The sequence below is a fragment of the Anaerolineae bacterium genome, assembly GCA_016931895.1.
Lineage (GTDB): Bacteria > Chloroflexota > Anaerolineae > 4572-78 > J111 > JAFGNV01.
Genome location: JAFGDY010000061.1, coordinates 1 through 10,092 on the forward strand (window position 1 = coordinate 1; position 10,092 = coordinate 10,092).

11 protein-coding genes are annotated in these 10,092 nt (G+C 57.1%); 5 read left to right on the top strand and 6 right to left on the bottom strand.

Translation table 11 applies throughout. The annotated features are described in order from the left end of the window. Window positions 1–87: 87 nt before the first annotated feature. The gene (locus tag JW953_04985) at window positions 88–792 is read left to right on the top strand and encodes a hypothetical protein (protein ID MBN1992036.1); all 705 of its coding nucleotides are present in this window, start codon (window positions 88–90) and stop codon (window positions 790–792) included. A gap of 30 nt (window positions 793–822) precedes the next feature. Further along, window positions 823–1,041, top strand: coding sequence for a hypothetical protein (locus tag JW953_04990; protein MBN1992037.1), 219 nt, complete (start codon window positions 823–825; stop codon window positions 1,039–1,041). 70 nt (window positions 1,042–1,111) lie between these two features. On the opposite strand, the gene JW953_04995 is transcribed toward JW953_04990, so the two are convergent. The 6 genes from JW953_04995 to JW953_05020 form a co-directional block, all read right to left on the bottom strand. Next, entirely contained in the window at window positions 1,112–2,983 is a 1,872-nt protein-coding gene (locus tag JW953_04995; GenBank protein ID MBN1992038.1) for a DUF4914 family protein, read from the bottom strand. Between the two features lie 83 nt (window positions 2,984–3,066). Further along, window positions 3,067–3,714, bottom strand: a complete 648-nt coding sequence (hypB, locus tag JW953_05000) for a hydrogenase nickel incorporation protein HypB (protein ID MBN1992039.1) — start codon at window positions 3,712–3,714, stop codon at window positions 3,067–3,069. 20 nt (window positions 3,715–3,734) lie between these two features. After that, on the bottom strand, window positions 3,735–4,079 hold the full coding sequence (gene hypA / locus JW953_05005; protein MBN1992040.1) for a hydrogenase maturation nickel metallochaperone HypA: 345 nt from the start codon (window positions 4,077–4,079) through the stop codon (window positions 3,735–3,737). 10 nt (window positions 4,080–4,089) lie between these two features. After that, window positions 4,090–4,530 carry a C_GCAxxG_C_C family protein gene (locus JW953_05010; GenBank protein MBN1992041.1) on the bottom strand — a complete coding sequence of 147 codons (441 nt, stop codon included), beginning with the start codon at window positions 4,528–4,530 and terminating at the stop codon, window positions 4,090–4,092. Window positions 4,531–4,563: 33 nt separating this feature from the next. Beyond that, complete coding sequence (gene gltA, locus JW953_05015) at window positions 4,564–5,967, bottom strand: NADPH-dependent glutamate synthase (GenBank protein MBN1992042.1); 1,404 nt, start codon at window positions 5,965–5,967, stop codon at window positions 4,564–4,566. Continuing rightward, window positions 5,967–6,839 carry a sulfide/dihydroorotate dehydrogenase-like FAD/NAD-binding protein gene (locus JW953_05020; protein MBN1992043.1) on the bottom strand — a complete coding sequence of 291 codons (873 nt, stop codon included), beginning with the start codon at window positions 6,837–6,839 and terminating at the stop codon, window positions 5,967–5,969. Before JW953_05020 ends, gltA begins: the two co-directional genes overlap by 1 nt. Window positions 6,840–7,245: 406 nt before the next feature. Between JW953_05020 and JW953_05025 the strand changes: the two genes are divergently transcribed. The 3 genes from JW953_05025 to JW953_05035 all read left to right on the top strand — a co-directional run bounded on the left by JW953_05025 (window position 7,246) and on the right by JW953_05035 (window position 10,069). After that, window positions 7,246–8,100 carry a DUF790 family protein gene (locus tag JW953_05025; GenBank protein MBN1992044.1) on the top strand — a complete coding sequence of 285 codons (855 nt, stop codon included), beginning with the start codon at window positions 7,246–7,248 and terminating at the stop codon, window positions 8,098–8,100. Then, window positions 8,082–8,489 (top strand): DUF790 family protein, encoded by a 408-nt coding sequence (locus tag JW953_05030; protein ID MBN1992045.1) that lies wholly within the window; start codon window positions 8,082–8,084, stop codon window positions 8,487–8,489. Before JW953_05025 ends, JW953_05030 begins: the two co-directional genes overlap by 19 nt. A 188-nt stretch (window positions 8,490–8,677) precedes the next feature. Continuing rightward, the gene (locus tag JW953_05035) at window positions 8,678–10,069 is read left to right on the top strand and encodes a CHAT domain-containing protein (protein ID MBN1992046.1); all 1,392 of its coding nucleotides are present in this window, start codon (window positions 8,678–8,680) and stop codon (window positions 10,067–10,069) included. The last annotated feature ends 23 nt before the right edge of the window (window positions 10,070–10,092 follow it).

Below are 10,092 nucleotides of genomic sequence, written 5' to 3' on the forward strand. Positions count from 1 at the left end.
AAGAAAGGTGATAGTTTTTGATAAAGAATCATAAAAAGGAGAATCAAAATGTTGACTAATAATCAAGGTGAAGTAAGAATGTCAGTGATGACTCAGCCATCAGTGGCAAAGGCTGTTGTTGGTCCAGACCCATCGTGGCGAGGTCTCTATCGAGCCGGAGGCGTTTCGGCAATTCTCTATGTCGTTCTGGCCGTAACCGTGCCTGCTGTGCAAGTTCTGACGGTGCAATATGACTTCAAGATGGACGGCCCAACGCTGCTCCAATTCATTGCCGCCCATAAACTATGGTGGATGATCCTGCAAACGCTGGTTTTAGGCACCAGCCTTCTGGCCATTGTGCCATTTGTGGCCCTCTTTGTGGCTCTCAAACACGTGGACAAGAGTTACGCGGCCATAGGCGCTGTCGTGGCCGGCACCTGCCAGCTTCTCTTTATGGCCTACTACCCGGTATTACTGGGTCTAGTATATTTGAGCGATCAATACGTAGCCGCCACGGATACCCAACGAGTCATTCTCGCTACGGCTGCCGAGGCGCTTATTGCCCAGAATAACGCCTTTAACCCCCTCTATGAAAGCGTATTCGGGATCAGCATCCTGATCTTCTCTCTCGTCATGCTGAAGGGTGTCTTCCATAAGAGCGTGGCCTATTTGGGTATGGCCACATGCGGTGCCGCCTTCATTGGCCTGGCGCTTTGGCCCCTTGTGGGGGTGACCTACTTTTGGTGGTGGCTTCTCTTTATGATTTGGTTCATCGCCGTTGGTTGGAAACTGTATAGATTGGGCGGCGTTTGATCATTAATGTTGTTCTGTGGATTTGCAGAAATGGATAAACCTTACTTTTACGAAATCCGGGTTGAGGGTCATCTCACCGAGCGCTGGTCGGCGTGGTTTGAAGGGCTGGCGATCCGCACTGACTCGCGTGGTGAAACCCTCTTGAGCGGAACTTTTGTTGATCAGGCGGCTTTGTGGGGCACGCTGAATAAAATCCACGCGCTTAATTTGATCCTCATTTCGGTGAACAGGTCATCTCCTCAAAGATAAGGTTGATTGTTGATTTATGACCAGAACAACTTGGAAGACCAGCCGTTGCGGGTTGGCCTAAACGCAAAGTCTATTCCATGGGGATCAAGGCCTCGTAATCCTCCAGTTTGCCCCCATCCAAACAGCAGCGGATAATGTGTTTACCCATAGGGGCCAGGTCTTCGCTTAAAAAATCGGCCAGGCATTGCCGGAAGAAGTTGTACAATATCTCGGCGCCCCGGTCGTAGGTTTCAGGGCCTACCTCGGGCTGGGTGTCTACCTGTAAAAACCAGCGGGCCACGCTGCGGCCTTCGATGTGCAGTTGGTGCAGCGTGTATCCCAGCAGCGGGCAGCGGGCCGGTTGCAGGTGGCCGGGTTTGAATTTGGCCACGCCGCGCCGGGCCAGGTATTCGCGGGCAAGCCATTGGGCCATAAATCCAACCCGCCAAACCCCCACGTGTTGGTTGGGGCATAAAACGTAACGGGTTTGGCGGTAGGTAGTAAAGTGTTCTAACAACAGGTTGGCCTGGGCAATGCGTTTGCCGGTAGCAAACGGCCAGTAAGAGCCAACCCCCTCGCTGACCATCAGGTTATCTCCCTCTATAATACTGGGGTTGTTATACCCGCGGGGGGCCACCAGTCGCCACAGCCAGGCCAGGGCCGGAGGCAGCAGGTGAAACAGGCCAATAATGCCGTAAGAAGGGTTTTCTTTGGAGCAAGGGGGCGTGCGCACGCCAAAACTGCGGATGTCAATAGGCACCGGCTCTTTGACCACATCGGGAAATACCTGCCGGGGAATAATGACCCGAGGATTGGGGCAGGATTGGCCGGGCGCATCCTCAATGTGTTCCCAAATCAAAGCCCGGCCCCCGGGCACCGCATCAATATTTAAAAACAGCAGGGGTTGGCTGGGCTGCGCCGTGAGCCGTTCCAAATAAGTGTCCATGCCGTAACTATTAATATGGTTGACCCGCACAAACCAAGCATCCTCGGCATCTACCACCTGCAATTTTTCCTGGCCGGATTGCAGGGCCAGGTGGCACAGGGCCATATCGTCGGTGACCGGATGCAACTCGCAGTTGCGGGGAATTTCCAGGTAACGCTTTTCGCCCGTGATCAGGTTTTCGCCCAGCAAGAGCTGGCCGTTTGGCTCGCGGTGCATTGGCTCTAGCATTTCGCTTTTGCCGCCGCCGCTGGCCCCTTCGTGCATAATGGTGACAATATTATCATAGGGCGTAACCACCTGCACCGTGGAACAGTGAGCCGTTACCCAACCTTCCTGCTCGCCTACCTCCAACAGCATGCCGTAAACGCCTTTTTTGGCGCTGGGCCCGGGGTAAAGATTAAAAGAAAACATTTCGTGCAGGCCGGGCCGCCGGTGATGCACCACCACCTGTTTCCCGGCAAAATGGGTGTGCCGGAAAACGGGGGCCACGTAAACAATGGCTTGCGGCGCAAAGGTGGGCAAAATTTCAGCATAGGGGATAATGCCTTGCAGCATGGCCAGGGCCAGGGCAAAAAAACCGGCGTTGGCCGGCACAATGGCCAGGGCATCCACGCCCATGCCCGCTTGACCGGCCACAAAACCAAAAATAACCAACTCCTGGGTTTTGAGCCAGGCCAGGGCTTCGGCCCGCAGGGGGGCAAAATCCTGGCCAAATCGCTGTTGGAACGTTTTTTTGTCGGTGGGCAGGTGGTCGCCAATCACCACGGAGTCCGGATCGCGCCGGCGCATGTAAGGTTCGCTATAATTCACGGATACGCCGTTACGCACCCGGGCCACCATGGCTTCCAGGCGAGGCCCTTTTTCAGGGACATCGTAAACAACCTCGTAACTGTCGCTGTTGTCCCCGCCACAGGCTAAAGCAATGAGTTCGGCGGTGCTGCCGGCCGCAATCACGTTAGGGCACTTGGCCAGAATTTCTTGGGCTTCTGCCGGGGGATGGTATTTTTCCCAGTTCATCAGGGTTATATCTTCTCCCTCCTCAAAGGTTGTTGGATTTTAGGCCCAAATTCAGTTTGGGGCAAAGGTTTGGGGCAAAGATGTTACAATAATTGGGCGGCCAGCCAGTTGGCCCACTCGTCCATACCGTCGCCATGCAGGGCCGATACCTGGAAGGTGGTTAGCTGGGGGTTTAAAATCTCAACGCCCCGGAGAAAGTAATCAACTTTAAAGGGGATGTAAGGCAGGAGGTCAATTTTATTGAGAATGAGCACGTCCACGCCGCGATACATGGGCGGGTATTTGTAGGGTTTGTCATCGCCTTCGGGCACGCTGGCAATGAGCACGTTAAGGTGCGTGCCTAACTCAAAATTGGCCGGGCAGATCAGGTTGCCCACGTTTTCCACCAGCATCAGGTCCAGCTCGTCCAGCGGCAATTCGTTCAGGGCCGGGCCGAGCATATTGGCGTCAAGGTGGCAACTGCCGCCGGTATTGATCTGCACCACCGGCAGGCCCAGCTCGGCTATCCGCTCGGCGTCAAGGGTGGTTTCAATATCGCCGTCCACGTAGCCCATGCGCGCTTTGTGTTGGAGCCGGTTCACCGTGCCAATGATAAAACTGGTCTTGCCCGCTCCGGGCGAAGCCATCAAATTAAGGCCAACCACGCCCGCCGCATCAAGTCGCTGGCGCAGTTCTGCGGCCAACACCTGGTTGGCCTGCATAATGTTTTCTACTACCGGAATCCGGGGCATTGTTTACTCCAAATTGTGTTTTACTCTATGTCAATACTGTCCAGCCGAAACTCGTTCCCCCCAATCACCTCCACCTGAACACTCTGGCAGTGGGGGCATAAAAAATCAGGCTGCCCGTTGAGGCTAAATTCGGCCCGGCAATTGTGGCAGCGGAAAGTGGCCGGGATGCGCTCAAAGTGAAGCTCGGCTTCCTCGGCAATAGTGTCTTTGGCCACAAAATCCCAATAAAACTGCACCGACTCATCCACCACGCTCGATAACTGGCCGATGACGATATTTAATTGTTTAACCTTTTTGGCCCCTGCTGCCGTCGCATGTTTCAGGGTAATCTCCAACAGGTTTTCGGTAAGGGCAAGTTCGTGCATAGGCTGATGTTTATTTGGCCAGAATTTCCTCAACTATTTCCGCCGCGTCTTTCACCAGCTTGGCGCAAACGGCGGCGTAAAGATTCTGTTCGCGGGCAATCTTCAACCCATCGGGCGTGCTCAGGTCAACGCCCAGCAGCTCTTTACACGTCACCGACTCGTTCCGAAATCGAAACCGGTCGCTGAACTCTTTAACCAGGGCGTATACTTTTTCTTTGGTCTCTGTATCTGCGGCCTTAACCGCGCCGTATTTTAGGCCAATGGCCATGATCGCGCCGGTTACGGCCCCGCACGTTTGCCCGGTGCGGCCCATGCCGCCGCCAACCCCCCCGGCGATTCTTAAAGCTGTTTCCATATCCAGGCCCAATTGTTCGGCATAGGCTGAAAACACAGCCTGAGAACAAGAATAACCTTTTTCAAATTGAGATACGGCCAATTCTTTTGCTTCCATTAAAAAGTTCCTTTGTTTGGCTAAAGTGGGAATTTACCATTCCCCTGTTTTAAGATATTGGTTAATGGCCCTGGCGGCAATTTTGCCCTGCCCCATGGCCAGGATAACGGTGGCCCCGCCTGTAGCCACATCGCCCCCGGCAAAAACGCCTTTTTTGGACGTTTTCATCGTTTCCGCGGCCACCGTCACCACGCCCCCCTTACCCGTTTCCAAATCGGGCGTGCTTTTGGGGATGAGGGGGCTGGGACTCTGGCCAATGGCAATAATCACCACGTCTGCCGGCAGGTAAAAGTTAGAGCCTTGCACCGGCACCGGGCGGCGGCGGCCCGAGGCATCCGGTTCGCCCAACTCATTTTGCAAACACTCCAACGCTTCCACCTGGCCCTGGCCGTTGCCGTGAATAGCTACCGGCGAAGCCAGTAATTTAAACTGCACGCCCTCTTCTTCGGCGTGATGGATCTCCTCGATGCGGGCGGGCATTTCTTGGCGCGAGCGGCGGTATACCAAAACGGACTCTCCGGCTCCCAGGCGCAGCGCCGTGCGCGAGGCGTCCATAGCCACGTTGCCCCCGCCAATGGTGATCACCCGCCGGCCCCGGGCAATGGGCGTGTCGTACTCAGGAAAACGATAGGCCTTCATCAAATTGGCCCGGGTCAGGTATTCGTTGGCCGAATAGACCCCGCTCAGATTTTCACCGGGAATATTCAAAAACCAGGGCAGGCCCGCGCCCGAACCCAGAAAAACGGCGTCAAACTCGGCCAATAGTTCGTCAACGGTGGCCGAAGCGCCGACCACAAAATCCTTTACCAGCTTGACCCCCAAACTGCACACGTAATCTACCTCGCGGCGCACAATGGCCTTGGGCAGCCGGAATTCAGGGATGCCGTACACCAGCACGCCCCCGGCCTCGTGCAGGGCCTCAAAAATAGTTACGTGATGGCCTAACCGGGCCAGGTCGGCGGCTACGGTCAGGCCCGCCGGACCGGAGCCGACCACGGCCACTTTTTTGCCCGTTGGCGGAGGCAACGCCGGCACCGGCAACGGCCCCTGTTCGGCTTCCCAGTCGGCCACAAAACGTTCCAGCCGGCCAATGGCCACCGGCTCAAACTTTTTGCACAATATGCAAGCCTCTTCGCATTGCGATTCTTGGGGACACACCCGGCCGGTAATGGCCGGCAGGGCGTTGGTTTCTTTGATCAAATTAACCGCGCCCCTAAAATCACCTTCGGCCACCAGCTTGAGAAACCCGGGGATGTTGATCCCTACCGGGCAACCGGCAATACATTTGGGCTTGGCGCATTCCAAACAGCGCCGGGCTTCGGCCATGGCCTGCTTGGCGGTGTAGCCGTAGGGCACTTCATTATAATTGTGAATCCGCTGCTCCGGCGGTTGTTCCGGCATGGGGGTTTTGTGGGGAATAATTTGCTTTTTGGCCATCAGGCTGGTACCTCCACCAAGGCGCATGCCTGTTCCTGTTGGGCCTGCAACTCCAGCCAGTGGGCCAATGCTTCGCGTTCCTGTTCTTTATAAAATTGTAGCCGGGAGAGTAAAATATCCCAATCCACTTTATGGCCGTCAAACTCCGGGCCGTCTACACAGGCAAATTGAGCGCCGTCGTCCAGCACCACCCGGCAGCCGCCGCACATCCCGGTGCCGTCCACCATCACCGTGTTCAGGCTGACAATGGTAGGCACCTGGTAAGGTTTGGTGGTCAGCGAAACAAATTTCATCATCACTGCCGGGCCAATGGCCCATATACGGGCCAGGTTGTTGGCGCGCGTGGCTAACAACTCTTTGAGCGGCTCAATCACCAAACCGCCCCGGCCGCGGGAGCAGTCATCCGTGCATAAAATCAACTCGTCGGAAACACTTTCCATGCGGTCTATCCAAAAGAGCAGGTTAGCGGTGCGCGCGCCAATAATTGAGATCACGTAATTCCCGGCCTCCTTGAGGGCGCGGGCAATGGGAAAAATGGGGGCAATGCCCACTCCCCCGCCAATGCACACGACCGTGCCGTAATTTTCAATAGGAGTGGGATGTCCCAGCGGCCCCATGACCGTGATCAATTCATCGCCCACTTCCAGGGTGCCCATCTGGATGGTGGTTTTGCCCACCTCCTGAAAAATGAGGGTGATGGTTTCGGCCTCCTGGTCATAGTCGGCAATGGTCAGTGGAATGCGTTCGCCAAACTCGTCAATCCGCACCATCACAAACTGGCCCGCCTGGGCTTTGCAGGCCACCTGCGGCGCTTTAACCACCATCAGTTTGACGGTCTCGCTCAAAACCTCTTTTTCCAATATCTGGTACATGCATTTTCTCCTGAACGGATAGAGCTTTATTGTTACCGCTTCCCGGCTAAACTTAAATGACGAACGACGACGAACGACGACGAACGACGAACGACGAACGACAAGACTTGAACGTTGGTCACTGACCATTCATCGGTGGTCATTGGTCGGTGGTCATTGGTCATTGGTCGGTGGTCATTGGTCGGTGGTCATTGGTCATTGGTCGTTATCCCAACAGTAACGCCCTGCCATTATACGCTAAACGTAATTGTACTAATAGTAATGGATGTCACAAAAATGGCTGACAAACCTCATCTCTGGCCGGCGGTAGGGCTGTTAATTTTAGTATACCCCACCGTTATCCTCAAGTAAATGGTCGTTGGGGGCAAGATTTGTATAAACTGAGCCAATATGGTAAGTTGACTTTATGCTCAAAGCAGAATTGATCCGGCCGCGTTTGAAGATGCGCCAGGGGCAGGTGTGGACCAATCCTTTGCCCGCCAATTATCATTATCTGCAAATGGCCGCCGATTTAACGGCCCTGTTCCGGCGGCACGTGGGCCACAGCCGGGGGGCGCTGAGCGAAGCCTTGCGCGACTACGAAGGCGACAGCCTGGATTACCCCGTGATCCGGGGTTTGGCCGCCGTGTTAGAGGCCCGTTGTACGTTTGGCCACAACCCGCCCCTTGACCCGGTTGCGCTGCGCGCCCACCTTTTCCGCCGGGGGCCGGTGACGCACAAACCAAACCTTTTTCACCAAACTACCCGCTCCCAGGTGCTGGCCGAAGCAGCCGCCCACTTTGACCTGACGCCCGCCCAAATTGAAACCGCCCTCTTTGCCGACCTGGCCGAAGAACAGATTCTCCTTGCCCCCGGCGACGTATTGCCCCCCGGCGACCTGCTTGCCCGTTACAACCTGGAACTGGCCCGGGGGCTGCTTTATTGGGCCAGGGAGGTGCGCATTAGGGTTTACGATAATTACAAAGACCTTTTTAAGTATATCAAACTCTTCAAACTCATGTATACCATCCGCCCGCTGGCCAACGGCGATGGGTATCATCTGACCCTGCACGGCCCCCTCTCCCCCTTTGTCAAATCAACCATTCGGTATGGGGTGCAGTTTGCCAAATTTTTGCCGGCGTTGTTGTTGGGCCGGCGCTGGCAAATGGAAGCCGACGTGCTGCCGCCCGGCGCGTCTGGCCGGGAGCCGGCCCGCTACACCCTTGACGAGCGCACCGAACTGCGCCCGTTAAGGCGTCCGGCCTGTTTGATAGCCGCTTAGAAGCCGACTTTGCGGCTGAGTTTGCCGCCAAGTACAGCGGCCCTAAACGCAAATGGGCGCTGGCCCGGGAGGATGAATTGATTGTGGTGGGCGATACAGTGATGATCCCCGATTTTTCCTTTACCCATCGCCGGGATGGGCGGCGGGCCTTGTTGGAGATTGTGGGTTTCTGGCATCCCCACTATTTGCAGCGCAAACTGGCCAAAGTGCGCCAGGCCGGCCGGCGCGATCTGATTTTGCTGGTGTATGAAAACGTGAACGTGGCCGAGCAGGCGTTTGCGGAAGCTTCGGCCGGGGAAGTATTGACCTTTAGCCGTAAACCTGTGCTCAAGGATGTGTTGGCGGCGGTAGAACGCTGCGCCGTGCCCCCGGCCAAAGGCTGGTTTTGATATTTCCGGCTATTCGCCCCAGGCGCGGGTCATTCTGCAAGCCCTTAAAACCTACGGCCTCCCCTTGTCAACTCTTAAGCCTCTATGCTAAAATAAAATGGTTCTTTAGGATTTGACGTGGCGATGCCCTACCCGTAGAGGCGTCCGGCCGGACGCCCCTACTCAAACCAATTCCCCGGAGCTGCCCGATGGCCGTTGAATTAACCCTTTCTCACCATGAAGGCAACATTATTGCCGCCTACCAGGGCCGGCCCTTAACCGACCCTACCCCCCTGGCTAACCTGCCCCGCATCACGGACAAAGAAAACCCCTACCGCTACGACCCGGTTGGCCCGGGCCGCAAACTCCTGGCCGCAATGGGCGGCCCCTCCCTGCTAGACCTGCTGAAGCAAGACCCCGACAACCTGCTGCTGCTCGTCACCGACGAGACCAGCGCCGCCGTGCCCTGGGAATACGCGGCCACAGCCGGCAGCAACTTTTTGGCCGTTGATTATGGCTTTTTGCGACTTTTGCCCGCCGCCAAAATTTCCCCGCCGCCCGCCGCCGGCCCCCTGAACCTGGTGGTCCTGGCCGCCGACCCCCTGCTGGACAGCGCCGGCCGGCCCCGCACCGGCTACAAATTGGATATTGAAACCGAACTGCGGGCCATTGGCCGCGTGCTGGGCCAGAGCGACAAAAGCCTGGTGGCCCGGCGCATCCCCCCCACCGCCCAGCACCTGCGCAGCGCCCTCAAACAGGGGCCGGCCATTTTGCACCTGAGCGCGCACGGCAACGTGATCAACATTAAAACCGAAGACGGCGCCATAATTCCCCAGGCCATCCTGGCCCTGGAAGATGATACCGGCCGGGAAGAGCCGCTGCGCGGGGACCACCTGTTGCGGCTGCCCCCCCGCGGCGTGCTCCGCCTGGTGCTCTTTAGCGCCTGCCACACCGCCGCCAGCGCCCTGGATGCCAGCCTGGCCCGGCAAATGGTCTTGGCCGGCACGCCCGCCGCCATTGGCATGCAGGGCGGTTTTCCCGACCCGCTCAGCGATGAATTGGCCGCCAATCTCTACGATTTTCTATTAGCCGGCTACAACCTGGCCGAAAGCCTGCGCCAGGCCCGCCACGCCATCAGCCCTGAGCCTCACGCCATTGGCCTGCCCGTGGCCTACGTGGCCCCCAACGGCTGGGCCGCCCTGCCCCTCCGGTCGGGCAGCCCGCAATTGGGCCCGCTCACCCGCCCTCATCCGGCCAGCCTGCCCCCGGTTCTGGAAGCCCCCCGCCCCTTTATGGGCCGCGAAACGGAACTGCACCAATTGGCCCGGCTCTTTCACCAAAAACCGGCCGTGGTTACCGTGGTGGGCAGCGGCGGAATTGGCAAAACCGCCTTGAGCGCGGCCTTTGCCGAGCGCTTTGGCTGGCTCTTTGCCGGCGGCGTGGTGGGCCTCAGCCTGGCCAACCGCCCCAGCCTTAACCCCGAAACCCTGTTCGGCGAGCTGTTGGAGCGCGTCACCGCCGGCCAACTTTCCCCGGATGTTTTTGTCAAGCGAAAACAGCCCCATTTGATAAGCGGATGTAGCACCACCTGGTTAATTTAGAGGTTTCAGTGTTAATTGAAAAC

What these genes read in the sequence shown, in the direction of transcription:
- JW953_04985 (MBN1992036.1), top strand. Translation starts at nt 88, where the DNA reads ATGACTCAGCCATCAGTGGCAAAGGCTGTTGTTGGTCCAGACCCATCG.
- JW953_04990 (MBN1992037.1), top strand. Translation starts at nt 823, where the DNA reads ATGGATAAACCTTACTTTTACGAAATCCGGGTTGAGGGTCATCTCACC.
- JW953_04995 (MBN1992038.1), bottom strand. Translation starts at nt 2,983, where the DNA reads ATGAACTGGGAAAAATACCATCCCCCGGCAGAAGCCCAAGAAATTCTG.
- hypB (MBN1992039.1), bottom strand. Translation starts at nt 3,714, where the DNA reads ATGCCCCGGATTCCGGTAGTAGAAAACATTATGCAGGCCAACCAGGTG.
- hypA (MBN1992040.1), bottom strand. Translation starts at nt 4,079, where the DNA reads ATGCACGAACTTGCCCTTACCGAAAACCTGTTGGAGATTACCCTGAAA.
- JW953_05010 (MBN1992041.1), bottom strand. Translation starts at nt 4,530, where the DNA reads ATGGAAGCAAAAGAATTGGCCGTATCTCAATTTGAAAAAGGTTATTCT.
- gltA (MBN1992042.1), bottom strand. Translation starts at nt 5,967, where the DNA reads ATGGCCAAAAAGCAAATTATTCCCCACAAAACCCCCATGCCGGAACAA.
- JW953_05020 (MBN1992043.1), bottom strand. Translation starts at nt 6,839, where the DNA reads ATGTACCAGATATTGGAAAAAGAGGTTTTGAGCGAGACCGTCAAACTG.
- JW953_05025 (MBN1992044.1), top strand. Translation starts at nt 7,246, where the DNA reads ATGCTCAAAGCAGAATTGATCCGGCCGCGTTTGAAGATGCGCCAGGGG.
- JW953_05035 (MBN1992046.1), top strand. Translation starts at nt 8,678, where the DNA reads ATGGCCGTTGAATTAACCCTTTCTCACCATGAAGGCAACATTATTGCC.